This is a genomic window from Actinomadura sp. NPDC048021 (assembly GCF_040653135.1).
In the GTDB taxonomy this organism is placed as follows: domain Bacteria; phylum Actinomycetota; class Actinomycetes; order Streptosporangiales; family Streptosporangiaceae; genus Spirillospora; species Spirillospora verrucosospora.
In genome coordinates this window covers 53,110-77,087 of the sequence record NZ_JBEZJQ010000028.1, presented here as the reverse complement: position 1 = coordinate 77,087, position 23,978 = coordinate 53,110, and the positions used below count along the sequence as shown (strand labels likewise).

The 23,978-nt window shown below is 74.0% G+C and carries 24 protein-coding genes; 8 read left to right on the top strand and 16 right to left on the bottom strand.

Annotated features, from left to right (window positions below; all coding sequences use genetic code 11):
* Positions 1-61: 61 nt before the first annotated feature.
* Both AB0C87_RS34770 and AB0C87_RS34765 read left to right on the top strand, forming a co-directional pair.
* A complete protein-coding gene (locus AB0C87_RS34770; protein ID WP_360581351.1) occupies positions 62-2,227 on the top strand; it encodes an elongation factor G-like protein EF-G2 in 2,166 nt (721 codons plus the stop codon).
* A gap of 190 nt (positions 2,228-2,417) precedes the next feature.
* Positions 2,418-3,275 (top strand): polysaccharide deacetylase family protein, encoded by an 858-nt coding sequence (locus AB0C87_RS34765; protein ID WP_345179081.1) that lies wholly within the window; start codon positions 2,418-2,420, stop codon positions 3,273-3,275.
* 27 nt (positions 3,276-3,302) lie between these two features.
* Here the strand turns inward: AB0C87_RS34765 and AB0C87_RS34760 are convergent, their stop codons facing one another.
* Positions 3,303-3,794 carry an HIT domain-containing protein gene (locus tag AB0C87_RS34760; RefSeq protein ID WP_345179218.1) on the bottom strand — a complete coding sequence of 164 codons (492 nt, stop codon included), beginning with the start codon at positions 3,792-3,794 and terminating at the stop codon, positions 3,303-3,305.
* Positions 3,795-4,117: 323 nt separating this feature from the next.
* Here AB0C87_RS34760 and AB0C87_RS34755 point away from each other — a divergent pair, with 323 nt between their 5' ends.
* Positions 4,118-4,804 carry an Asp23/Gls24 family envelope stress response protein gene (locus AB0C87_RS34755; protein WP_360581350.1) on the top strand — a complete coding sequence of 229 codons (687 nt, stop codon included), beginning with the start codon at positions 4,118-4,120 and terminating at the stop codon, positions 4,802-4,804.
* Here AB0C87_RS34755 and AB0C87_RS34750 read toward each other — a convergent pair.
* The 5 genes from AB0C87_RS34750 to AB0C87_RS34730 all read right to left on the bottom strand — a co-directional run bounded on the left by AB0C87_RS34750 (position 4,786) and on the right by AB0C87_RS34730 (position 10,417).
* Complete coding sequence (locus AB0C87_RS34750) at positions 4,786-5,391, bottom strand: hypothetical protein (protein ID WP_360581349.1); 606 nt, start codon at positions 5,389-5,391, stop codon at positions 4,786-4,788. The genes AB0C87_RS34755 and AB0C87_RS34750 overlap by 19 nt on opposite strands.
* 47 nt (positions 5,392-5,438) lie before the next feature.
* Positions 5,439-7,424 (bottom strand): threonine--tRNA ligase, encoded by a 1,986-nt coding sequence (gene thrS, locus AB0C87_RS34745; protein WP_345179084.1) that lies wholly within the window; start codon positions 7,422-7,424, stop codon positions 5,439-5,441.
* A 283-nt stretch (positions 7,425-7,707) separates the two neighbouring features.
* Positions 7,708-9,171 carry a sugar porter family MFS transporter gene (locus AB0C87_RS34740; RefSeq protein WP_353834144.1) on the bottom strand — a complete coding sequence of 488 codons (1,464 nt, stop codon included), beginning with the start codon at positions 9,169-9,171 and terminating at the stop codon, positions 7,708-7,710.
* Between the two features lie 48 nt (positions 9,172-9,219).
* Positions 9,220-9,852: a methyltransferase domain-containing protein gene (locus AB0C87_RS34735; RefSeq protein ID WP_353834145.1), complete on the bottom strand. Its 633-nt coding sequence runs from the start codon at positions 9,850-9,852 to the stop codon at positions 9,220-9,222.
* Between the two features lie 61 nt (positions 9,853-9,913).
* The gene (locus AB0C87_RS34730; RefSeq protein WP_345179088.1) at positions 9,914-10,417 is read right to left on the bottom strand and encodes a cysteine dioxygenase family protein; all 504 of its coding nucleotides are present in this window, start codon (positions 10,415-10,417) and stop codon (positions 9,914-9,916) included.
* A gap of 297 nt (positions 10,418-10,714) precedes the next feature.
* On the opposite strand from AB0C87_RS34730, the gene AB0C87_RS34725 reads away from it, so the two are divergent.
* Both AB0C87_RS34725 and AB0C87_RS34720 read left to right on the top strand, forming a co-directional pair.
* The gene (locus AB0C87_RS34725; RefSeq protein ID WP_345179089.1) at positions 10,715-11,968 is read left to right on the top strand and encodes a sensor histidine kinase; all 1,254 of its coding nucleotides are present in this window, start codon (positions 10,715-10,717) and stop codon (positions 11,966-11,968) included.
* 39 nt (positions 11,969-12,007) lie between these two features.
* Positions 12,008-12,682: a response regulator transcription factor gene (locus tag AB0C87_RS34720; RefSeq protein ID WP_179834470.1), complete on the top strand. Its 675-nt coding sequence runs from the start codon at positions 12,008-12,010 to the stop codon at positions 12,680-12,682.
* Positions 12,683-12,695: 13 nt separating this feature from the next.
* On the opposite strand, the gene AB0C87_RS34715 is transcribed toward AB0C87_RS34720, so the two are convergent.
* A complete protein-coding gene (locus tag AB0C87_RS34715) occupies positions 12,696-13,652 on the bottom strand; it encodes an NADPH:quinone oxidoreductase family protein (RefSeq protein ID WP_345179090.1) in 957 nt (318 codons plus the stop codon).
* Between the two features lie 26 nt (positions 13,653-13,678).
* Positions 13,679-14,425, bottom strand: a complete 747-nt coding sequence (locus AB0C87_RS34710; protein WP_345179092.1) for an SDR family NAD(P)-dependent oxidoreductase — start codon at positions 14,423-14,425, stop codon at positions 13,679-13,681.
* A gap of 46 nt (positions 14,426-14,471) precedes the next feature.
* Here AB0C87_RS34710 and AB0C87_RS34705 point away from each other — a divergent pair, with 46 nt between their 5' ends.
* Positions 14,472-15,695, top strand: a complete 1,224-nt coding sequence (locus AB0C87_RS34705; RefSeq protein WP_345179093.1) for an acyl-CoA dehydrogenase family protein — start codon at positions 14,472-14,474, stop codon at positions 15,693-15,695.
* Positions 15,692-16,357 carry a helix-turn-helix domain-containing protein gene (locus tag AB0C87_RS34700; protein WP_345179095.1) on the top strand — a complete coding sequence of 222 codons (666 nt, stop codon included), beginning with the start codon at positions 15,692-15,694 and terminating at the stop codon, positions 16,355-16,357. The genes AB0C87_RS34705 and AB0C87_RS34700 overlap by 4 nt, the downstream gene beginning before the upstream one ends.
* Before the next feature lie 31 nt (positions 16,358-16,388).
* Here the strand turns inward: AB0C87_RS34700 and AB0C87_RS34695 are convergent, their stop codons facing one another.
* The gene (locus tag AB0C87_RS34695; protein ID WP_360581348.1) at positions 16,389-17,408 is read right to left on the bottom strand and encodes an ROK family transcriptional regulator; all 1,020 of its coding nucleotides are present in this window, start codon (positions 17,406-17,408) and stop codon (positions 16,389-16,391) included.
* A 76-nt stretch (positions 17,409-17,484) separates the two neighbouring features.
* Between AB0C87_RS34695 and AB0C87_RS34690 the strand changes: the two genes are divergently transcribed.
* Positions 17,485-18,672 carry an MFS transporter gene (locus AB0C87_RS34690; RefSeq protein ID WP_345179099.1) on the top strand — a complete coding sequence of 396 codons (1,188 nt, stop codon included), beginning with the start codon at positions 17,485-17,487 and terminating at the stop codon, positions 18,670-18,672.
* Between the two features lie 79 nt (positions 18,673-18,751).
* Here AB0C87_RS34690 and AB0C87_RS34685 read toward each other — a convergent pair whose 3' ends face one another.
* The 7 genes from AB0C87_RS34685 to AB0C87_RS34655 all read right to left on the bottom strand — a co-directional run bounded on the left by AB0C87_RS34685 (position 18,752) and on the right by AB0C87_RS34655 (position 23,975).
* Entirely contained in the window at positions 18,752-18,955 is a 204-nt protein-coding gene (locus AB0C87_RS34685) for a cold-shock protein (protein ID WP_067639228.1), read from the bottom strand.
* Between the two features lie 193 nt (positions 18,956-19,148).
* Entirely contained in the window at positions 19,149-20,399 is a 1,251-nt protein-coding gene (gene kynU / locus AB0C87_RS34680) for a kynureninase (protein WP_360581347.1), read from the bottom strand.
* Positions 20,396-21,442 (bottom strand): amidohydrolase family protein, encoded by a 1,047-nt coding sequence (locus tag AB0C87_RS34675; protein ID WP_345179101.1) that lies wholly within the window; start codon positions 21,440-21,442, stop codon positions 20,396-20,398. The genes kynU and AB0C87_RS34675 overlap by 4 nt, the downstream gene beginning before the upstream one ends.
* Positions 21,435-22,007 (bottom strand): 3-hydroxyanthranilate 3,4-dioxygenase, encoded by a 573-nt coding sequence (locus AB0C87_RS34670; protein WP_360581346.1) that lies wholly within the window; start codon positions 22,005-22,007, stop codon positions 21,435-21,437. Before AB0C87_RS34670 ends, AB0C87_RS34675 begins: the two co-directional genes overlap by 8 nt.
* On the bottom strand, positions 22,004-22,447 hold the full coding sequence (locus AB0C87_RS34665) for a RidA family protein (RefSeq protein WP_179848452.1): 444 nt from the start codon (positions 22,445-22,447) through the stop codon (positions 22,004-22,006). The genes AB0C87_RS34670 and AB0C87_RS34665 overlap by 4 nt, the downstream gene beginning before the upstream one ends.
* Positions 22,447-23,190 (bottom strand): fumarylacetoacetate hydrolase family protein, encoded by a 744-nt coding sequence (locus AB0C87_RS34660; protein ID WP_360581345.1) that lies wholly within the window; start codon positions 23,188-23,190, stop codon positions 22,447-22,449. Before AB0C87_RS34660 ends, AB0C87_RS34665 begins: the two co-directional genes overlap by 1 nt.
* Entirely contained in the window at positions 23,190-23,975 is a 786-nt protein-coding gene (locus AB0C87_RS34655; protein ID WP_345179108.1) for a fumarylacetoacetate hydrolase family protein, read from the bottom strand. The genes AB0C87_RS34660 and AB0C87_RS34655 overlap by 1 nt, the downstream gene beginning before the upstream one ends.
* Positions 23,976-23,978: the final 3 nt, after the last annotated feature.

Sequence of the window (23,978 nt, the reverse complement as noted above, 5' to 3'; positions counted from 1 at the left end):
CGCGGGGCCGGGCCCCAGCCGCACGCGGGCCTCCGCGAGAGGCCCGTCCGAGGAGGTAGTCATGGCGGACAAGGGAGGCCACCCGGGAGCCCCCGGCAGGGCACCGGAGGCCGACGGGTGCGACAGGGTGCGCAATGTCGCGCTGGTCGGCCATTCGGGGGCCGGCAAGACCACGCTCGTCGAGGCGCTGCTCGCCGCCACGGGCACGCTGCAGCGGGCGGGGAAGGTCGAGGACGGCACCACCGTCAGCGACTTCGACGAGGTCGAGGTGCGCCAGCAGCGCTCGGTCAACCTCGCGCTCGCGCCGCTGACGCACGGCGACATCAAGGTCAATCTCATCGACACCCCCGGCTACGCCGACTTCGTCGGCGACCTGCGGGCCGGGCTGCGCGCCGCAGACGCGGCCCTGTTCGTGATCTCGGCGGTGGACGGCATCGACGGGCTCACCCGGATGATCTGGGAGGAGTGCGCGGCGGTGCGGATGCCCCGCGCGGTCGTCATCACCAAGATCGACCAGCAGCGCGGCGACTACGACGACGTGGTCATGACCTGCCAGGACGTCTTCGGCGAGGGCGTCGCGCCGCTGTACTTCCCGGCCCAGGGCGACGACGGCCTCAAGGGCCTGATCGGGCTGCTGTCGCAGCGCTGCCTCGACTACTCGACCGGGAAGCGCACCGAGTGCGACCCCGATCCCCGGTACCTGGACCAGATCTCCGAGCAGCGCGCCTCGCTCATCGAGGGGATCATCCAGGAGAGCGAGGACGAGACCCTCATGGACCGCTACCTGTCCGGTGAGGAGATCGACGTCAAGGCGCTCATCGAGGACCTGGAGACTGCGGTGGCGCGCGGCAGCTTCTACCCCGTCCTCGCGACGTCGGTGCCGCACGGCGACCACCCCGGCCCGGTCGTCGGCATGCTGGAGCTCCTGGAGGTCATCACCCAGGCGTTCCCCTCCCCCCTCGAACACGGCATCCCGCCGGTGACCCCCGTGGCGGGCGGGCCCCCGAAGGAGATCTCCTGCGATCCGGACGGGCCGCTGGTCGCCGAGGTCGTCAAGACCACGTCCGACCCCTACGTCGGGCGGATCTCGCTGGTCCGCGTCTTCTCCGGGACGCTGCGCCCCGACACGACCGTCCACGTCTCCGGGCACGGCATGGAGGACCGCGGCCACGAGGACCACGACGTCGACGAGCGCGTCGGCGCGCTCACCTCGCCGCTGGGCAAGACGCAGCGCACCGTGGCGTCGTGCGGGGCGGGCGACATCTGCGCGGTGGCGAAGCTCGGGCGCGCCGAGACCGGCGACACGCTGTCGGATCCGGGCACTCCCCTGGTGATGGCTCCCTGGTCCATGCCGGACCCGCTGCTGCCGGTCGCGATCCGCGCGAAGTCCAAGGCCGACGAGGACAAGCTGAGCCAGGCGCTCGGCCGGCTCGTCGCCGAGGACCCGACGCTGCGGCTGGAGAACAACGCCGAGACGCGGCAGCTGGTGCTGTGGTGCATGGGGGAGGCCCACGCCGACGTGCTCATCGAACGGCTGCGGGCCCGGTACGGCGTCGAGGTCGAGCGGGTGGACCTGCGCGTCCCGCTGCGGGAGACGTTCGGCGGGGCGGCGAAGGGCCTCGGCCGGCACGTCAAGCAGAGCGGCGGGCACGGCCAGTACGGCATCTGCCACATCGACGTCGAGCCGCTGCCCTCCGGCGAGGGCTTCGAGTTCGTCGACAAGATCGTCGGCGGGGTCGTCCCGCGCCAGTTCATCCCGTCGGTCGAGAAGGGCGTCCGGCAGCAGATGGAGCGCGGCGTGTCCGCCGGGTACCCGATGGTCGACATCAGGGTCACGCTGCACGACGGCAAGGCCCACTCGGTCGACTCCTCGGACATGGCGTTCCAGGCCGCCGGGGCGCTCGCGCTGAAGGACGCGGCGGGCCGGGTGCCGATCCTGCTGCTGGAGCCGGTCGACGAGGTCGAGGTGCTGATCGCCGACGAGTACGTGGGACAGATCATGTCCGACCTCACCTCGCGGCGCGGCCGGGTGCTCGGCTCCCAGGCGGTGCCCGGCGGACGCACGATGATCAAGGCGGAGGTGCCGCAGCTGGAGATCGTCCGGTACGCGATCGACCTGCGGTCGATGTCGCAGGGCACCGGCACGTTCACCCGCGGCTTCCTGCGGTACGAGCCGCTCCCGTCGCATCTCGCCGACAAGGTCGCCGCCGACGGCAGGGACGGCTGACCGCACGCCCGCGGACGGGGTCCGGCGCGGGCCGGGCCCCGCCCGTCCCCTCCGCCGCGGTGACGCGCGGCGCCCGCGGACGCGACCTCGGGGGGAGCCGGGCTCATCCCGCAGGGTGACCCGCGATTCGGCCGCAGGACCGATGATCAGGGCCGGTCCGCGGTGGCATCGTGGTCGCACAATGGAAAACGTGGACGACCCCCGAGTCCCGGCCGCCCCCGGTCGCCGGGCGTTCATCAAGGGGTTCGGCCTGGCGGCCGCCGGAGCGGTCACGCTGGGCGCGGGGGCGGAGGCGGTCGGCGCCGTGGTCGGGTCCGGGAACCCGCCGTCGTCGGCGATGGCGGTGCCCATCGCCGGCCCGTGGCGGCCCGGGAGCGCGCATGTCGACGTGGTCTGGGGCGTCGACACCGCCCAGAAGCTCGTCGCCCTCACCTTCGACGACGGGCCGATGCCCAACTGGACGCCCATGGTGCACGACATCCTGGACGCCGAGCGGGTCAAGGCCACGTTCTTCCTCGTCGGGGAGCGGCTCGTCCGGCACGCGCGGCTCGTGCACGGGCGGATGGACCGGCACGAGGCCGGCAACCACACCTGGCAGCACCAGGACCTGTCGCGCCTCTCCGACGAGCGGGCCCTGGAGCAGCTGCGGCGCGCCCACAACGCCATCGGGCGGATCGTCGGGAAGGAGCCGCGGTTCCTGCGGCCCCCGTTCGGCCACCTGGGCGGGACCACGCTGAGCGCCGCGTGCCGGTTCGACTACGACATCGCGCTGTGGTCGATCAAGATGCTGGAGAAGACCTACGAGGACGACCCGCCGGCACTGGTGGACTACATCGTCGGCAACACCGGGCCCGGCACGATCCTGCTCGCCCACGACACCGGCAACCACGACCGCCTGGTCGCGCTGCGCAACCTCGTCCCCATGATCCGCGGCCTGCGCGCCAAGGGCTTCGAGTTCGTCACGGTCTCGGAGCTGATGAGCGTCTCGCAGGCCCCCTCCCGCGCGCCGGGCGACGGGGGCCTGCGGCGCGCCGTGCCCCCCGCCTAGGACGGCCGGCGCGCGGACGCCGGAAGGTCAGTCGTGCGGCCAGGCGTCGGCCAGCATCTGCCGGGTGTCGCGCAGGAGCTGCGGGAGCACCTTGGTGTGCCCGACGACCGGCATGAAGTTGGTGTCGCCGCCCCAGCGCGGGACGACGTGCTGATGCAGGTGGGCCGCGATGCCGGCGCCGGCGACGAGACCGAGGTTCATGCCGACGTTGAAGCCCTGCGCGCCGCTGGCCTTGCGCAGCGCCGTCAGGGACCGCTGCGTGAACGTCGCCAGCTCCACGTACTCCGGCTCTTCGAGGTCGGCGTAGTCGGCGACGTGCCGGTACGGGACCACCATCAGGTGCCCGGAGTTGTAGGGGTAGAGGTTCAGCACCGTGAACACCGACGTCCCGCGCGCGACGATGAGCCCGTCCTCGTCGCTCATCTTCGGGATCTCGCAGAACGGGCAGCCGTCGCCCGAGCCCGCGCCCGTGGGCTTGTTCTCGCCCTTGATGTAGGCCATCCGGTGCGGGGTCCACAGCCGCTGGAAGTTGTCGGGCGTGCCGGCGCCGCCCCTCTCCTCCTCGAAGCGGGGCGTGCGCTCGTTCCCGGCGCCTGCCCCGGGCGCGTCCTCGCGCCCCTGCTGCACCACGGACTCCTCCGGCTCTGCGCTCAAGGCGGCGGTCTCCTTTTGTTCACGGCCTGACCAGCAGCATAGAGAGAGACGCCCTCGGGCCTGTAGCCGGGATCCCCTAGCATGGCCCGTCGGCGGGTCTTCGGACGCGCCCGCGATCCGGTGCCTGCGTGACGTTCCGCGCGTCGCTCCGACACCATGGTCACCCGACCGAACCGCAGGGAGCGATCATGACCGGGCTCGACAAGCGCCAGACCGGGAACGCCGAGCAGGGGCCGGGGGCCGGGCCCGGACCGCGGTTCCCCGGGGCGCCCGCCGGCCGCCCGGAGACCGATCCTCCCCCCGTCACGCCGTCGCAGGGCCCTGGTTCCCCGGCCGCACCTTCCCCTGGCGTGCCGTCCTCTGGCATGCCGTCCCAGAGCGTGCCCTCCCCGAACATCTCGTCCCCGGGTGCGCCGCTTCCGGGGATGCCGCAGGGGGCGCCGCTGTCCGCGCCTCCCGCGACCGCGACGCAGCAGCCGGTGCCGCCCCCGCGGAGCGTGCTGTCGTCGGGGCCGAACGCGGTGCCGATGACCATGCACGGCTCGTCCGGCGACCTCAGCGCGCCGGTGGACGGCCGCATCACGATCGGCAACGCGGTGATCGGGAAGATCGCCGCGTTCGCCGCGCTGGAGGTGGAGGGCGTCGCCGGCCTCAGCGTCCGGGAGGAGCCCGCCGCCACGGGCGTTCGCGTCGTCCAGAACGACGACGAGGTCACGCTGGACGTCGCCATCGCCGTCGAGTACGGCCTCGTGATCAAGGACGTGGCGACGAAGGTGAAGGCGAACGTGGCGCGGGTGGCGGGCATGATGCTCGGGACGCGGGTCGCCGCCGTCAACGTGTCGGTCGAGGACGTCCGTCAGGCGGGACGGGCGTAGCAGTTCTCCATCCCGCCCCCCACCGAGATCGTGGTGACCTTGACGCGCTCGACCAGCTGCGGCGCGACGCCCGTGAAGTGGAACGTCTGCGGCCCGCCGGTGCGCACGGTCCTCTGCTGGGCGGTGGGCTCCCGTCCGCGCAGTGACAGCTCCGCCCGGATCGCGCCGCTGGCGGAGACCGCGATGACGACGTCCACGCCCGTGGGAGTGGCCCGGTAGGACGCCGTCCCCTTCGGGCAGGCGCCGACGCCGCTCGATCCGTTCTGGGAAGGGATCTGCGGTCCGCCGCCCGGGCCGCCGGACCCGCCGGACCCGCCGCCGGGATAGGGCCGGTCGCCTCCGGTCTGCTGCGGTGCGGGACCGGTCGGGGTGACGGGCAGGCCCTCGCCTCCGGGGAGGCCCGTCCCCGCCTCCGGCGCGGACGGGTCCGCCGGCCCCCCGGAGCCGGCGACCCCCTTCGTGCCCTCGTCCATCAGGGGCATGAGGAGCACGATGACGGCGGCCGCGACGAGCGCCAGGGTGCCGGTGTAACCGGCGATCCGGAGCCAGAGCGACCGCCCCCGCCGCCCCGGCCTCCTGGACTTCATCTCCGCTGACTCCCCGGTCCTCGAACGTGAGCGATGAGGCTACCGGCTCAGACCTGCACGCGGGTCCGCACGGCCTCGACGATCTCCTCGACCGCCTCGTCGATCGGGACGCCGTTCTTCTGCTCGCCGTTGCGGTACCGGAACGACACCGCGTCCTTGGCGACGTCGTCGTCGCCCGCCAGCAGCATGTACGGCACCTTCTGCTTCTGGGCGTTGCGGATCTTCTTCTGCATCCGGTCGGAGGAGGCGTCCACCTCGACGCGCAGGCCGTGCTCGCGCAGCCGCGCGGCGACCTTGTCCAGGTGCGGGACGTGGGCGTCGCCGATCGGGATGCCGACCGCCTGCACCGGCGCCAGCCACGGCGGCATCGCGCCCGCGTAGTGCTCCAGCAGGACGCCGAAGAACCGCTCGATCGACCCGAACAGCGCCCGGTGCAGCATCATGGGCCGCTGCCGGGTGCCGTCGGCCGCCTGGTACTCCAGGCCGAAGCGCTCGGGCTGGTTGGGGTCGACCTGGATGGTCGACAGCTGCCAGGTGCGCCCGATCGCGTCCTTGGCCTGCACGGAGATCTTGGGGCCGTAGAACGCCGCGCCGCCCGGGTCGGGGACGAGGTCGAGCCCGGTGGACTCGGCGGCGCCGCGCAGGGCGGCGGTGGCCTTCTCCCACATCTCGTCCGAGCCGATGAACTTGTCGGACTCGTCGCGGGTGGACAGCTCCAGGTAGAACTCGTTCAGCCCGTAGTCGCGCAGCAGGCCGAGGACGAAGTCGAGGAGGCGCTTGATCTCCTCGCCCATCTGGTCCTCGGTGCAGTAGATGTGCGCGTCGTCCTGGGTCATGCCCCGGACGCGGGTGAGGCCGTGCACGACGCCCGACTTCTCGTACCGGTACACCGACCCGAACTCGAACAGCCGCAGCGGCAGCTCCCGGTAGGACCGGCCGCGCGCCCGGAAGATCAGGTTGTGCATCGGGCAGTTCATCGGCTTGAGGTAGTAGTCGCCGCCGTCGACCTCCATGGCGGGGAACATGTCGTCCTTGTACCAGCCGAGGTGCCCGGAGGTCTCGAACAGGTGGCCCTTGGTGATGTGCGGGGTGTTGACGAACTCGTACCCCTCCTCCTCGTGCCGGCGGCGCGAGTAGTCCTCCATCACCTTGCGGACGGCGCCGCCCTTCGGGTGGAAGACGGCGAGGCCGCTGCCGATCTCGTTCGGGAAGGAGAACAGGTCGAGCTCGGCGCCGAGGCGGCGGTGGTCGCGCTTCTCGGCCTCCTCCAGGAACTTCAGGTACTCGTCCTGCTTGTCGCGGGACTCCCAGGCGGTGCCGTAGATCCGCTGGAGCTGCGGGTTCTTCTCGCTGCCGCGCCAGTAGGCGCCGCCCGAGCGCATCAGCTTGAACGCGGGGATGACCCGGGTGGACGGCAGGTGCGGGCCGCGGCACAGGTCCTTCCAGCGCAGCTCGCCGGACTTGGCGTCCAGGTTGTCGTAGATGGTCAGCTCGCCGCCGCCCACCTCGACCTCGGCGCCGTCGGCGGCGTCCGCGACCGGGCCGGACCCCTTCAGCCCGATCAGCTCCAGCTTGTAGGGCTCGGCGGCCAGCTCGGCGCGCGCGTCCTCCTCGGAGACGGGGCGGCGGGCGAACCGCTGCCCCTGCTTGACGATCTCGCGCATCCGCTTCTCGATGCGCTTGAGGTCGTCGGGGGTGAACGGCTCGGGGACGTCGAAGTCGTAGTAGAAGCCGTTCTCCACCGGCGGGCCGATGCCCAGCTTCGCCTCGGGGAACAGCTCCTGGACGGCCTGCGCCATCACGTGGGCGGCGGAGTGGCGCATGATCGCCCGGCCGTCGTCCGAGCCGATCCGCACCGGCTCGACGGCGTCGCCGTCGCGCAGCTCGCCCGCGAGGTCGCGCAGCTCGCCGTTGACGCGGGCGGCGATCACGGTGCGGCCGTCGGCCTCCAGCGCCTGGCCCGCGGTGGTGCCCGCCGGCACCGCCCGCTCGCTGCCGTCGAGGGTGATGCGCAGCTCAGACACGGTGGACACGGGTACTCCTCGCGATGATGGGTCGGGGTCAACGGGGTTCGATGCTATCGACTCGGGGGGTCCCCCGGACGCGTGCGGTTCCATCGGCCGCTCCTCTCGGTCGGCGGAGGGCCCGCGGCGTCCCCGGACGGCGGAAGGGCCCCGGGGATCGCTCCCGGGGCCCTTCCGCGTGCAATGTCAGGACATGCCGCCGTCGCGCCGGGAGGAACCCGGCGTCGTCGTCTCTGCGGACACGTACGGCATGGAGCCACTCTAACCGATGGGCGGGCGGGCGGCCCGGCCTTTACGCGCGGGCCCGCGGGGCGGCGAGGTCGTCCATGTCCTCCAGTTCGCGCCCCTTGGTCTCGGGGACCGCGCGGAACACGAACAGGAACGCCAGGATCGAGAACAGGGTGTAGAGGCCGTAGGCGAGGCCCAGGGAGAAGCCGGAGATGCCGGGGAACGTCGTGGTGACCACCCAGTTGGCCAGCCACTGCGAGGCGGCGGCGACGGCCAGGGCGGAGGCCCGGATGAAGTTGTTGAACATCTCGCCGAGCATCACCCACACGACCGGCCCCCACGTCGCCGCGAAGGAGGCGACGAACACGTTGGCCGCGACGAGCGCCACGGGACCGGCGACGCCGCGGAGGTCGGGCGCGCCGTCCACCACGGGGGCGGTCGCGAAGCAGAGCGTGAGGGTGCCGAGGGAGACCGCCATGCCGGCGGCTCCGGCCAGCAGCAGCGGGCGCCGCCCGATCCGGTCGACGAGCGCGATCGCGACCAGCGTGAACGCGACGTTGACGACCGAGTTGATCACCGAGGTGAGCATCGCGTCGTTCTCGGAGAACCCGACGGCCTGCCACAGCGAGGAGGAGTAGTAGAAGATCACGTTGATGCCGACGAACTGCTGGAACACCGACAGCAGGATCCCGGCCCACACGATCGGCATCAGGCCGAACCGGCCGCCGCGCAGGTCGCCGAGCCGGACGGGCCGGTCCGCGGCGATGGAGCGGACGATCTCGCTGATCTTCACGTCCACGTCGCCGCGGCCCATCACGCGCCGCAGCACCTGCCGCGCGCGGGCCGTCTCGTGCTTCTTGACCAGGTAGCGGGGCGACTCGGGGATCGTGGTGGCGATCACGCCGTACATCACGGCCGGGACGATGGCGCTGGCGAACATCCACCGCCACGCGCCGCCGCCCCAGGGGAACGTTCCGGTGGCGCCGCCGTCGGACACCCGCGCGATGACGTAGTCGACCACGAGGGCGGCGAAAATGCCGAGCACGATCGCCATCTGCTGCAGCGAGCCGAGCCGGCCGCGCAGCGCGGCCGGGGCGATCTCGGCGATGTAGGCGGGCGCGATCACCGACGCGGCGCCGATGGCGAGGCCGCCGACCAGCCGCCAGGCGGTGAGGTCCACGGCGCTGAAGGCCAGCGCGGAGCCGAGCGAGCTGACCACGAACAGCCCGGCGGCGATGAGCATCACCCGCACCCGGCCGATCCGGTCGCTCAGCGGCCCCGCGAACCAGGCCCCGGCGGCGCAGCCGAGCAGCGCGGCGGAGACCACGAAGCCGACCGCGAAGCCGCCGAGGCCGAACTCCTTCTTGAGCGCGTCGACCGTCCCGTTGATCACTGAGGAGTCGTAGCCGAACAGGAATCCGCCGAGGGCCGCCGCTCCCGCCAGCAGCGCCGCCACCGCCGCGGAGTGCGAGGTCCCGTCCTCGCGGTGCTCGTCCGCCTGCCTCGGTCCGCTGCCCGCTGCCGTCATGGAGCCCGATCTTCCCCGGGAGCCGGACCTTATGCGGGCGGCGTCCGGTCAGTCGCGCACGGCGATTCCGAGCACGTGCGGCGAGGCCGGGTTGGCCCGGCTCGGCTCGGGGAACTCGAACCGCCGCTCGGCGCGCACGGTGAAGCCGCTGCCGGCGATCCACTCGCCCGTCGGGCGCGTGACGTGGCAGCCGGCGGCGAAGAACGGCCACAGCAGGTCGGCGTAGCGCTGGAACCGCACCTTGCCGGGCGTGCCGCCCCGCACGTGCTCGTAGTAGCGCAGCTCGCCGCCCGGCTTGAGGACGCGCCGCAGCTCGGCCAGCGCCCGGATGGGGTCCCGGACCGAGCACAGCACGAGCGACGCCACCGCCACGTCGAACGACGCGTCGTCGAGGTCGAGGTCCTCGGCGAGGCCGGGGCGCACCGTGATCGGGACCGGCGCGCGGCCGGCCGCGTGGGCGGCCTTCGCGCGCAGCCGCGGCTCGGGCTCGACGGCGACGACCTCGGTGACCTCGGGCGGGTAGTGCGGGAAGTTGGCCCCGTATCCGGCGCCCACCTCCACCACGCGGCCGGACGCCCCGGCCAGCAGCTCCGCGCGGCACGCGTCGCCGCCCGCCTTGGCGCAGCCGGCGTCCAGCCGCGGATAGAGGCGGGCGAAGATCGGATGGCTCAGGTCGGTCATTCCCGCAGTCTCCGCCGCCCCGGCGATCACCGCAAGATCGGCGGCCCCGGGCTCGCCGGCCTCACCAGTCGGCGGCGGACTCGTCGGCGAGCCGGACCAGGCCGCCGCCCGAGTCGACGTCGTACCGGCGCATCGCGCTGAGCGGCGGCGAGTAGACGTGGACGCTGACGGCGGGCGCGTCCGAGGTGTTGCGCACGTCGTGGACGTAGCCCGGCCCGAAGGAGTGGGCCTGCCCGGCTCCGACGCCGCGGGCGGTCCCGATCCGCCGCGCGGCGGTGACGCGCTGCTCCTCCAGGGTCCCGAGGGCGACCGCGAACGCGCCCGCGGAGTCGCCGTGGTCGTGGAAGCCGGTCGACTGGCCGGGCAGCCAGCTGATCAGCCAGATCTCGTGGTCGGCGTCCTGGTGGACGCGCTCGTACCAGCGCCCTCTCGGGTCGAGCCGGACCCGGAGCAGCCACTCCCCCGGGTCGGCGGCGAGCCCGCGCGCCCGTTCGGCGAGGCTCCGGGGCGTGAAGGGGGCGCCCTCGGGCGCGGGCACGGTGAGGCCGGTCGTGGTGACGGTCATGCGGTCGCTCTCCTAGCGGTGTGCTGCCATTCCTCGTCGCGCTGGGCGGGACGGGCGGCGACACAGCGCGCTGGCCTGGCGGCGCAGGTCGACATGGAGGCGCTCGTGGCGGAGTCCGGTGATCGGCACGGGCACCAGCGTGGCCCAGATTCCATATAAAGTCAATCGGAAATAGCTGTTTACCGTCCCTCCCCGCCGCCGCGGGCGCCGCCCGGGCCTGATACCCAGGGGCTGGATCGGATCTCCCTCCACCGGGTCAGGCCTCCGGGGAGCCGGGCGTTCTAGGCTCGCAGCCAAATGAACGATCCAGACCGCCCCGCGACCGCGGGCCGCACCCGGCTGGCCGCCGGCGTCCGCGCCGCCCTCGTGCCCGGCCACGACGAACCGGCCGTCACGCTGCTGCCCGCCCACCCGGCGCTGCGCATCCCGATCCTGATCGTCCTGACGCTGCTGGCCGTCGGCTTCACCGCCGGGGACATCGCCATCTCCATCACGCAGTACCACGTCAACGCCCAGCTGGCCTGGCCCCTCGGCGCGCTGCAGGCGTTGCCCCTGCTGTTCGCGGCCCGCTGGCCCCTGGCCGCCTGGCGGGTCGCGGCGACCGGGCTGCTGCTGACGGTCTTCGTCCGGCACGGCGAGGGCTTCATGCCGTGGCCGGTGACGGCGATCCTCGCCCTCATCATCATCCTGTTCTTCGTCGGCGTCGGCGCCGCCCGGCAGACCACCGTCGGCGTCGGCGCGGTGACCATCGCCGGAGTGCTGGCGCCCGCCGTGCTGATCGGGATGCCCGGCTGGTTCGGCATGATCCTCGCCGGCATCGCGGCGGTCACGCTGACCTTCGGCGACGCGGTCGGCGGGCGGCACTCGGCCGTGGAGGAGCTGCGGTGGCGCGAGGAGCAGCACCGGCGCGACCTCGCCCGGCAGGCGGTGCTGGAGGAGCGGGCCCGCATCGCCCGCGAGCTGCACGACGTCGTCGCCCACCACATGTCGGTGATCGCGATGCAGGCGGAGGCCGCCCCCTACAAGATCCCCGAGCTGCCGGACGCGGCGCGGCAGACCTTCGAGGTCGTCCGGGACGCGGCCCGCGAGGCGCTGACCGAGACGCGCCGGGTCGTCGGGCTTCTGCGCGCCGACGACGAGGGCGCCGAGCGCGCCCCCCAGCCCGGCCTGGAACGGCTGGACGACCTGATCGGCGCGGCCCGCCGCTCGGGACTGTCGGTCGCGAGCACCGTCGTCGGGATGCCGCGCCCCCTGCACGCCGGGGTCGACCTGTCGGCGTACCGGATCGTCCAGGAGTCGCTGAGCAACGCCTCCCGGTACGCGCCGGGCTCCCGGGTCCACGTCGAGGTGCGGTACGGCAACGACACCCTGACGGTGACGGTCACCGACGACGGCGCCCGCAGCACGCCGGAGGAGTCGCACGGCGGCGGCCACGGGCTGGTCGGCATGCGCGAGCGCGCCACGATGCTCGGCGGCAGCCTCGACGCCGGGCCGCGCGAGGACGCCGGCTGGTCGGTCGTCGCCGAGCTCCCCTATGGCGATCCGGACTAGCCGGGGCGGGCCGGAGCATCCCGGCCGTAGGGTTGTGCCGTGACGATTCGGGTGCTGATCGCCGACGACCAGGTGATGATCCGCGACGGGCTCGCGGCGCTGCTGTCCTCCGATCCCGGGATCGAGGTGATCGGGCAGGCGGGCAACGGCCGCGAGGCGGTGGAGATGGCCCGCCGGCTCGACCCGGACGTGGTCGTCATGGACATCCGGATGCCCGAGATGGACGGCCTGGCCGCCACCGCCGAGCTGGCCGGCTCCCCCGACCCGGACGCGGACCCGGCCGGCGCCCGGCCGAAGGTGCTCATGCTGACCACCTTCGACCTCGACGAGTACGTCTACGAGGCGCTCGGCGCGGGGGCCAGCGGCTTCCTGCTGAAGGACGCCTCGGCGGCGGACCTGGTGAACGGCGTGCGGGTGGTGGCGGCGGGCGACGCGCTGCTCGCCCCGTCCATCACCCGCCGGCTGATCGGCGACTTCGCGCGCCGGCGCCGCCACCAGCGGCCGAGCCCGAAGGCGACCGCGGGCCTGACGCCGCGCGAGCTGGACGTGCTGCGGCTCATGGCCCGCGGCCTGTCCAACGCCGAGATCGCCGCCGAGCTGGTGCTGGCCGAGCAGACGGTGAAGACGCACGTCGGGCACGTGCTGACCAAGCTCGGGCTGCGCGACCGCACCCAGGCCGTCGTCTACGCCTACGAGAACGGGCTCGTCGGCTAGCGGCGGGCGCGGCTCAGCGCGACGGGTCGAGGACGAGCTTGCCGGTGGTGCGGCGGGCGCGCAGGTCCTCGTGGGCCTGCCGCGCCCCGGTCAGCCCGTACTCGCCGCCGGCGACGACGCGGACCACGCCGTCCGCGGCGAGGGCGAACAGCTCGTCCAGCGCCTGGCGCATCACGTTGCCGGGGAGCTGGAAGACGTGCGCCAGCCACATTCCGGAGATCGTGGTGGAGTGCGACATGAGCGTTGCGGGCCGGACGGGCGAGGGCTCCGTGCGCGACGCCATGCCGTAGAAGGCGAGGCGGCCGAACGGGGCCAGGGCGCGCAGGCTCTGGTCGGTCACCGTCCCGCCGGTCATCTCCAGGACGGTGTCGACGCGCCTGCCCTCGTTGGCCTCGATCAGCGCCCGGGTGAGGTCGGGCACGCCCGCGTCGATCGCGACGTCGGCTCCGAGGTCGAGGGCGAGCTGCCGCTTGCGCTCCGACGAGGCGGTCGCGATGACCCGCCCGGCGCCCCACGCCTTGGCGAGCTGCACGGCGATCGTCCCGACCCCGCCCGCGGCGGCGTGCACGACGACGGACTCGCCGGGCTCCAGGTGGACGCTGCGGCGCAGCAGCACCCACGCCGACGCCCCCTGGACGATCATGCCGAGGGCGGTGACGTCGTCGATCTCGTCCGGGACGTCCCAGGCCAGCGCCTCGGGGGCGACGGCCTTCTCCGCGTAGCCGCCGCTGCCGACGAGCGCGACGACGCGGCGGCCGTCGGGCGTGGCGCCCACGACCTCGCCGCCCGGCACCATCGGCAGCGTGGACTCCGAGAGGTAGCTGTTCTCGGCCTGGTGGGTGTCGGCGTAGTTGACGCCGGCCCGGGAGACGTCGATGAGCAGGTGCCCCGGCCCGGCGGCCGGCTCGGGAAGCTCGGCGACGGTCAGGACCTCGGGACCGCCGAACTCGGTGATCTGTATCGCGCGCATGACTCTCCTCGGAAGCTCTCGGATGCTCAGCGGGGGCCGGGGACGCCGCGGAAGCGGAACGGCTCGGACGGGCGGCCCGGCACCACGTACCACGCCTCGCCGGCGCCGCCGGCGTCCAGGATCCGCATGAACGCCTCGACCACGTCCCCCACCTCCAGGATCGGGAAGCCCGTCTTCTGGAGGTGCCCCTTCATCGGGGTCAGGATGTCCGTGTCGGCGAAGGAGGGGCACAGCGCGTTCACGCGGACGCCCTCCTCGGCGAACGCGGGGCCGAGGGCGCGGACCAGTCCGACCACGGCCGCCTTGTTCGCGCCGTATACCGGGTCGAACGGCGTCGCCGTGAGCGCGGCCATGCTCGCGGTGGCCACGATGTCGCCGCCGCCCCGGGCGCGCAGCGCGGGCAGCGCGGCGTGCGCGCCGAACACGACGCCGTCGAGGTTGATCCCCATGGCCCGCCGGTACGCCGCGAGGTCGAAGTCGTCGCCGACGCCCCCGCCGCCCGCCACCCCGGCGTTGAGGAACGCCACGTCCAGGCCCCCGAAGCGGTCGACGGCGGTCGCGACGGCAGCCTCGCTGTCGGCGGGGTCGCGCACGTCGCAGCGGACGAACGCGCCGTCCAGCTCCTCCGCGAGCGCGTCCCCGGCCTCCACGTCGACGTCGGCGAGCACGACCCGCGCGCCCTCGCGGGCGAGGCGGCGCGCCACCGCGGCCCCGATTCCGTTGGACCCGCCCGTGACCAGTGCGACCTTGCCGGTGCCGTCGAAGGGTGCCATGGGGGACTCCTCCCGAAGTAACTGACTCGTCAGTTACTCTAGCGGAATGGACTTCGGTTTGAGCGAGCGGGCCCGGGACCACCTCGGCCGCCTCCAGGACTTCATGGACTCCCACGTCTACCCGGCCGAGCCGGTCTACGCGGCCCAGCGGGCGGAGCTGCGCGCGGCGGGCCGCGAGCACCACGTCCCGCAGGTCGTCGAGGACCTCAAGGCCGAGGCGCGCGGGCGCGGCCTCTGGAACCTGTTCCTTCCCGACAGCGAGGACCCCGCGCACGGCCTCTCGGTCACCGACTACGCCTCGCTCGCCGAGCTGACGGGCCGCTCCCCCAGCCTGGCGCCGGAGGCCATCAACTGCGCGGCGCCCGACACCGGCAACATGGAGGTCCTGCACCTGTTCGGCACGCCCGAGCAGAAGGAGCGCTGGCTCGCGCCGCTGCTGAGGGGCGAGATCCGCAGCGCGTTCGCGATGACGGAGCCGGACGTGGCGAGCTCGGACGCCACCAACATCTCCACCCGCATCGAGCGCGACGGCGACCACTACGTCGTCAACGGCCGCAAGTGGTGGATCAGCGGCTCCGCCGACCCGCGCTGCAAGATCATGATCGTGATGGGCAAGACGGACCCCGAGGGCCACCCCTACCGGCAGCAGTCGATGGTGCTCGTGCCGCTCGACGCGCCCGGGGTGGAGGTCGTCCGGCCGCTGCCCGTGTTCGGCTACCAGGACCAGCACGGCCACTGCGAGATCACCTTCACCGACGTCCGCGTCCCGGTGGAGAACCTGGTCGGCGAGGAGGGCGGCGGCTTCGCCATCGCGCAGGCCCGCCTCGGCCCCGGCCGCATCCACCACTGCATGCGCGCGATCGGGATGGCCGAGCGGGCGCTGGAGCTGATGTGCGAGCGCGCGGTGTCGCGCGTCGCCTTCGGCGGGCCGCTGGCCAAGCAGGGCGTGGTGCGCCAGCAGATCGCCGAGTCGCGGATGGCGATCGAGCAGGCCCGGCTGCTCACCCTCAAGACCGCCTGGCTGATCGACGAGCACGGCGTGCAGGCCGCCCGGTCCGAGGTCGCCGCGATCAAGGTGATCGCCCCGCGCGTCGCGCTGGACGTGGTGGACCGGGCGATCCAGGTGCACGGCGGCGCCGGCGTCAGCGACGACACCCCGCTCGCCGCGATGTGGGCCGGGCTGCGCACGCTGCGCCTCGCGGACGGCCCGGACGAGGTCCACGTGCGGAGCGTGGCCCGCGCCGAGCTCGGACGGTACCTCGGCACATGACGGACGGCACGGGGGAGGCGGCGCCGGGCGCGCGGCGGCGCATGCCGCACGCCCGGCGGCGCGAGCAGCTGCTCCAGGCGGCGCTGGCGGAGTTCGGACGGCGCGGCTACCACCTGACCCAGATGGAGCACGTGGCGTCGGAGGCGCAGGTGTCCAAGGCGCTGCTGTACCAGCACTTCACCTCCAAGGAGGAGCTGTTCGCCGAGGTCACCGAGGCGATCGTGGCCGAGCTCACCGGCCGGCTGAACCGGGCCGTGCTCGCCGCGCACGGTTCGGCGGACGGCATCCGGGCGATGATCCGGGTGCTGTTCGACTACGCCACCGAGGAGCCGGACGCGTGGGCCCTCGTGGTCCGGCACCTCGACAAGCCCGAGGTGGGCCTGGAGCTGCGGGAGCTGCGGGACCGGCTCGGCACCGCGTTCGCCGACCTGCTGCTGCGCCGCCGCCGCGCCGACCCGGCGCTGTCGCCGGCGGCGCTCGCGGTGAACGAGCGGCGGGCGCGGCTGCTCGTCCCGCTGATGTACGGGTCGATGCTGTCGATGGTGTCGTGGTGGCTGGAGCATCCCGACACGCCGCGCGAGCGCGCCGAGCAGATGGCCGTGGAGTTCATCTGGCTCGGCCTGGACCGGCTCCGGGCGGGCGAGCGCCTGCCGAAGGAGTGAGCGGCCCGCGGCCCGGCGGCGTCCGGCCGGCCTAGCCGAAGACGTCGTCGCGGACGAGGTCGAGGGCGGTGAGCACCGCGCCGCGCAGCACGGCGTCGCCCTCGACGCGGCTCGGCCGCACGTCGGTGGCGGCCGGGCTGAGGAGGCCCAGGTGCGCGGCGACCAGGCCCGCGAGCCGGTCGCCGCCCGCTCGGCCGAGCGCCCCGCCGAGCACCACGAGCCCCGGGTCCAGGACGGCGACGAGCACGAACACCGCCTCGGCGATGCGCCCGGCGATGGCCTCGTCGCCGAGACCCGCGACGGCCTTCTCGTCGAGCAGAGCACAGAAGTCGGTGCCGCCGACCTTCAGCAGGCCCACCTCGCCTGCGCCGCCCGACGCGCCGCGCCGCAGCCGCCCGTCGAGGAAGAGCGCCCCGCCGACGCCGTCGTCCAGCCAGAGCAGCGCGAAGTCGTCGCGGCCGGCCGCCGCGCCCTCCCGGTGTTCGGCGATGGCGCCGAGGTTGACCTCGTTCTCCACCAGCACCGGGGCGCCCAGCCGGTCGCGCAGGGCCGCGCCGAGGTCGGGCCGGCCGCCGGGGACGCCGCTGTCGGTGGCGCGCCCGGTGCGCGGGTCGATCAGCCCGGGGGTCCCCAGCACGACCGTGTGCAGGGCGCGGCCGCCGGCCGCCTCGGTCACCGCGCCGGCGACGAGGGCGCACAGGTCGGGGGACGGGGGCAGCGGCCGCGAGGCCGATCCCGCCGGGTTGCCCGCGATGTCGGAGACGCTGACGTGCACGGCGTCGCGGCGCAGGTCGACCCCGGCGACGTGGGCGCGGTCGGCGACCAGCCCGTAGAGGCGGGCGTTCGGGCCGCGCCGGTCGGCGCCGGTCTCCCCCGCCGCCTCGATCAGCCCGCCGGCCCGCAGCCGCTCGATCAGGTCGGACACCGTCGGCCGCGACAGCCCGGTGAGGGTCCGCAGCTGCGGCGCGGTCAGCGGCCCGCGCTCCAGCAGCAGGTCGAGGGCCAGCCGGTCGTTGATCGCGCGGGCCATCGTCGGGTCGGCGGTCTTCACGGCCCCCATGCTAGTAGGCAGGGAACCTGCCCGATCCGCTTTTCATCAGGAAGGCTGCCTGTTAGTTTTTGAGATCATGAACTCCCCCCACCGCGCCATCGCGGTCGTGTTCGCCCTGCACGGCGCCGTCGCCGGCACCCTCGCCACCCGCATCCCCTGGATCCAGGACCGGCTCGACCTGTCCCCCACCCTGCTCGGCGCGGCGCTGCTCTGCCCGTCCGTGGGCGCGTTCATCGGCATGCCGACCGCGAGCCGCATCGCGCACCGGATCGGCGAGCGCCGCGCCACCCGCCTGCTGATCGCGGCTTGGTGCGCCGCCGGGGCGCTGCCCGCGCTCGCTCCCGCCCCCGCCTTCCTGTTCGCGGCGATGCTGCTGTTCGGGGCCACCGCCGGCATGTCCGACGTGGTGATGAACGCGCACGCGGTGTCGGTGGAGCGGCACCTGGGGCGGCCGGTCATGTCCGGGCTGCACGGCCTGTGGTGCGTCGGCAGCCTCGTCGCGGGCGGCATCGGGATCCTGGCCGCGCACGCGGGCGTCGACGCCCGGCTGCACCTCGGCCTGGTCGCGGCCGTGCTGCTGGCGGTGGGCGCGCCGGCGGGCCGCGGGCTGCTGCACGTCCGGCCCTCCCCCGGCGCCCCGGCGCCGCGCCGCTTCGCGCTGCCGACCCGGGCCGTTCTGGCCATCGGCGTCGTCGGCTTCTGCGCCACGTTCGCCGAGGGCGCCAGCGCCGACTGGACGGCCGTCTACCTGACCGAGGTGGCGGACGCGGGCCCCGGACTGGCCGCCGCCGCGTACACGGTCTTCATGTCGTGCATGGCGGGGACGCGGCTTCTCGGCGACCGGCTGGTGCGGCGCCTCGGCCCGGCCCGGGTCGTCCGGTGCGGAGGCGTGGTGGCCGTCCTCGGCGGCGCGCTCGTGGTGGCGTCCCGCGAGCCCTGGCCGGCCATCGCGGGGTTCGCCCTGCTCGGCGTCGGCGTGGCGACCGTGGTGCCGCTGGTGTTCGCGGCGGCGGGCGCCGCCGGCGCCACCCCGGGCGAGGGCGTCGCGGGCGTCGCGACGATCACCTACCTGTCGGGGCTGACCGCGCCCGCCATCACCGGCTGGACGGCCGGGGCGCTGTCCTACCCGGCCGCGTTCGCGCTCATCACCTGCGTGGTCGCGGTGATGACCGTGACGGCCGGGGCCCTGAACCCGCCCGGCGGCGGTGCGGCCGGGCGACCCGCGGCCGCGGCCTCCGGCCGCGCCGAGAAGGCGGTGCCCTAGGCGGGCGCACGGCCGGTGGACGTGCGAAAGGCCGGGAACGCGCGAGCGCTCCCGGCCTCAGCTGAGATCCGGCGGGACCTTAGAGCGGGTAGACGCCCTCGGCCTGCGGGCCCTTCTGGCCCTGGGTGATCTCGAACCCGACGCGCTGGTTCTCGTCGAGGCTGCGGTAGCCGTTGGTCGTGATCGCCGAGTAGTGGACGAACACGTCGGGGCCGCCGCCGTCGGGCGCGATGAACCCGAAGCCCTTCTCAGCGTTGAACCACTTCACGGTGCCTTCGGCCATGGTCTTTCCCTTCCGGGTAAAACGTCTCCGGCCCGCCGGTCGACGGGGCCGGGCTGCAAGCGGACTCACTCACGCCCGCCGGTCACCCGGAGAAAACGCTTCGAGACTGCTTGGCGCCGGCCGGCCGGGCCGACGCCATCGTGCAACGCAGACGAACTTACCCGATGCGGGGCGAGCCCATGCACCGACACACCTAAAGAAGATCCGCGAGGGCCGCGGCGGCGCGGTGGCAGTCGTGGAACGTGCAGTACAGCGGGACGGGCGCGAGGCGGACGACATCGGGCTCGCGCGCGTCGGCGACGACGCCGTGGGCTTCGGCGAGCCGCCGGACGAGCCCGCCCGCGTCCGCCACCCGCACCGACAGCTGCGCGCCGCGCGCCGACGGGTCGGACGGCGTGACGACCTCGGCGCCGATCCCGGCGAGCCGGTCGGCCAGGTAGCCGGTCAGGCGCCCGCTCTTGGCGCGCAGCGCGTCCATCCCCACCCGGTCGAAGATCTCCAGGGAGGCCAGCACCGGCGCCAGCGCCATGATCGGCGGGTTGGACAGCTGCCAGGCGTCGGCGGAGGCGGGCGGCGCGATGTCGGGGTCCATCCGGAACCGGACGGCGGGGTCGGTGCCCCACCAGCCCGCCAGCTTCGGCACGGAGGCGTCCCGCACGTGCCGCTCGTGGACGAAGCATCCCGCGACGGCGCCGGGTCCGCCGTTGAGGTACTTGTAGGTGCACCAGGCGGCGAAGTCCACGTCCCAGTCGTGCAGCCGCAGGGGGACGTTCCCGGCGGCGTGGGCGAGGTCCCAGCCGACGACGGCGCCGGCGGCCCGGCCCGCCTTGGTGATCGCCGCCATGTCCATGAGCTGGCCGGTCAGGTAGTTGACCCCGCCGAGCAGGACGAGCGCGACCGTGTCGCCCTCGTGGTCGAGGAACGCGAGGACGTCCTCGGTGCGCAGCGCGTCCTCGCCGTCGCGGGGCCTGAGCCGCACGACCGTCGCGGCCGGGTCGAGCCCGTGGTGGACGGCCTGGCTCGCCACCGCGTAGGAGTCGGACGGGAACGCCGCGTCCTCGATGACGATGCGGGTGCGCGTCCCGGCGGGCCGGTAGAAGCTCGCCATCATCAGGTGCAGGTTGACCGTCAGCGAGTTCATCGCGACGACCTCGTGCGGAAGCGCGCCCACGAGGCGGGCGGCGGGCTCGCGGAGCAGCTCGTGGTACGCCACCCAGGGGCGGTGGCCCTGCGTGTGGGCCTCGACGGCGAGCCGCGCCCAGTCGTCCAGCTCCTCGCGGAGCAGCCCGGCCGCGCTCTTCGGCTGGAGCCCGAGCGAGTTGCCCGCGAAGTAGGCGGCCTCCGCGTGCGGCCCGCCCGGCGCGGGCGGGATGAGGAACTCCCCGCGCAGCGTGGGCAGCGGATCGGTCTCGTCGAGGCGCCGCGCCTCGTCCTCCAGGGTCACTGCGCCATTCCTTCGGTGGTCACCAGGTCGAGGGCGGGCGCGAAGAACGCCTCTGCGTTGCCGCCGAGCAGCAGGGCGCGCTCGGCGTCGTCCAGACCGGGGCACGCGCGGATCGTCGCGCCGGGGTCCTTCTCGCCGAGCGGGAACGGGTAGTCGGTGCCGAGCATGACCCGTTCGGGGCCCATCACGTCCACCAGCAGGCGGAGCGCGCGAGGGTCGAACACGGCCGAGTCGACGTGGAACCGGCCGACGTACTCCGACGGGGGGCGCGGCGAGTCGGCGCGTACGATGTCGCGGCGGTGCCAGGCGTTGTCGGCCCGCCCGAGCAGGAACGCGAAGCTGCCGCCGCCATGGCAGAAGCACAGCCGCAGGGACTCGGGGAGCCGTTCGAACGCGCCCGACAGCATCAGCCCGAGGATGCTCAGCTGCGTCTCGGCGGGCATGCCCGCCAGCCACGGCAGCATGTGGCCGCGCATCCGGTCGGCGCCGAGCATGTCCCACGGGTGCGCGAGGACGGGCAGGCCGAGTTCCGCGCAGTACGCGAGGAACGCCGTGATCCCCTCGTCGTCGAGGTTGCGGTCGCCGACATGGTTGCCGATGTGGACGCCGCGGTGCCCGGCGGCGGCCGCCCGCTCGGCGACCGCGCAGGCGAGCTCAGGATCCTGGAGCGGCACCTGGCACAGCGGCAGGAGCCGGTCGGGGGCGTCCGAGCAGAACGCCAGGATGCGGTCGTTCACGAAGTCGCACCAGTCGGCGGCGCGGGACGGCTCGGCCGCGTACCCGAACATCAGCGGCGTGGACGAGACGGCCTGCCGGTCGACGCCCGCGGCGTCCATGTCGGCCACGCGGCGCGCGGCGTCCCAGAGCGCCTCCCCGACGGGGCGGTACTCCGCGTCGCCGCACATCATCATGCCGGCGCCTCCGCCGTCGACCCGCAGCCACGGCTGGCCCTCGTCGGCGAGCATCCGCCCCTCGTCGCGGCCGATCACCGGGAAGACGTGCGTGTGGACGTCGAAGACCGTCACCGAGGCCCCGTCAGACACGGGGCGCCGTCGTCGGAGTCATGGACCGCGGCCACTGGCGGCCCGGGTGCACCGCGCCGCAGTTCGGGCACTTGCGGTCGCCGCCGTAGAAGCGCTCGAAGGCGGGCGGCAGGTCGTCCACGATCGAGCGGACCTGGAGCTCGGCGCGGTGGACGAGGTGGTGGCACTCGGTGCAGTACCACTCGAACGCCTCCGTGTGGCCCTCCGGGCGCGGGATCTCCACGACCAGGCCGATCGACCCGGGCTCGGGCCGCTGCGGCGAGTGCCGGACGTGCGGGGGCAGCAGGAAGACGTCGCCCTCGTTGATCTGCAGGTCGGTGGGCGGACGGCCCTCCTCCTCCATGACCCGCAGCACCATGTTGCCCTTGAGCTGGTAGAAGAACTCCTCGGTCGGGTCGTCGTGGAAGTCGGTGCGCTGGTTGGGCCCGCCGACCACCATGATGATCAGCCCGGCGTCGTCGAAGACCTGGACGTTGCCGACCGGCGGCTTCAGCAGGTCCCGGTGCTCCTCGATCCAGGCGTCGAAGTTGAACGGCCGTCCGAACGACAGCTGGGGCAGGGTCATGCTCCGCCCTCCTTTCCGGTCCGCGTCGCCTGCGGGATGTGCGCGACGCACGAGATCTCGATGAGCAGGTGCGGGTGCGGGAGCTGGTGGACGGCGACGGTCGTGCGGGCGGGCCCGGTCTCGTCGAAGTACTCGCCGTAGACCTCGTTGTAGCCGCCGAAGTCGTTCATGCTCACCAGGTAGGTGGTGACGCTGACGACGTCGGACAGGCCGCCGCCGGCCGCCTCCAGCAGGTCGCGGATGTTCTCGATGACGGCGCGGGTCTGCTCCCGGACGTCGAGGTCGGTGACGCCCATCGCGTCGGCGCTCGCCCCGGCGAACGTCCCGTCCGGGCGGCGCGAGCTCGTCCCGGACACGAAGACCAGGTCGCCGGCCCGACGCAGGTGCGGGAACCGGCCGCGCGGCGGGGCCTTGCCCTCGACGAGGATCGCGTCGTCCATCAGGTCGTCACCTCCACGGCGCCGAGGCCCGCGCCGACGACCCGGACGTGGGCGTCCTTCGGCAGCGGGACCGCGGCCGTCGCGGCGCCGGCGAGGACGATCCAGCCCGGCTCCAGCGTCATTCCGGCGCCGAGCGCGAGCCGGGCCGCCGCCCGCAGCGACCGCGCCGGGTCCCCGAGGATCGCGGCGGACGAGCCCGTCTGCACCGGCCGGCCGTCGATCTCCAGCAGCAGCCCGGCGTTCGACAGGTCGCGGGGCGCGTGCCAGGCGCCGACGCCGAACCGCGCCGCCGAGGCGTTGTCGGCGATGACGTCCGGGAGCGTGAACGCGAAGTCCTCGTAGCGGGAGTCGAGCACCTCGAACCCGACGGCGACGCCCGCCACGGCGGACTCGACCTCGGCCGCGGAGCGGACCTCCCGGCCGATCAGATAGGCGATCTCGGGCTCGATCCGCGGGTGGATGAGGCGGGACACGTCTACCGAGGACTCGGCCGCCATGCCGTCGGTCAGCAGGCCCCAGATGACGTCGTCCACGCCCATCTGGACCATCTTGGCGCGGCTGGTGAACCCCATCTTCACCCCGGCGAGCCGCTCGCCCCGGCGGCGCCGCCGCTCGATCCCGGCGCGCTGCACCGCGTACGCCGTCGCCACGTCCAGCGGCGTCCGGGCGGTCAGCTTCGGGATCGCCCGGACGTCCCGGGCGGCCCCGTCGAGCGCCGCCGCGAGCGCGTGCACGTCCGCCATCAGGACTCCTCCTTGCCGAAGGCGACGCGGACGTCGCCGAGTCCGTCGATGCGCGCCTCGAACACGTCGCCCGGACCGGCCGGGACCACGGGGCCGAGCGCGCCGGTCAGGACGGTGTCGCCGGCGCGCAGGGGGCGGCCGACGCGGACGAGGGTGTCGGCGAGCCAGAGCGCGGCGTTCAGCGGGTGCCCGAGGCAGGCGGCGCCGTTGCCGGTCGAGACCTGCTCGCCGCGCCGCTCCATCACCATCCCGCACAGTCGCAGGTCGACGTCCGCGAGCGGGACGGGGCGGTTGCCGAGCGCGTACATGCCGGAGGAGGCGTTGTCGGCGACCGTGTCGGCGAGCGTGATGTCCCAGTCGCGGACGCGGCTGCCGACCACCTCGATGGCGGGCAGCGCGAACGCCGTCGCGCGGATGACGTCGGCGGCGGTGTGCCGCTCGTGGGTCAGGTCGCGCTCCAGCACGAGGGCGACCTCCGCCTCGGCGCGCGGCTGCAGCACGGCGCCGGCGGGGATCTCCTCCCCGTCCGGGACGGCCATGTCGGCGAACAGCATCCCGAAGTCGGGGCTGTCCACTCCGATCTGCGCCTGGACGGCGCGCGACGTCAGGCCGATCTTGCGGCCGACGAGGCGGCGCCCCTCCCCCAGCCAGCGGTCGGTCAGCCGGTCCTGGACGGCGTAGGCGTCGTCCGCCGTGGTGATCAGGTCGCGGACGGGCGCGCACGGCGTGCCGCCGGCGTGGGCGCCGAGGAGCCGCTCGGCGGCGGCCTCGATGTTCGTGGTCACTGG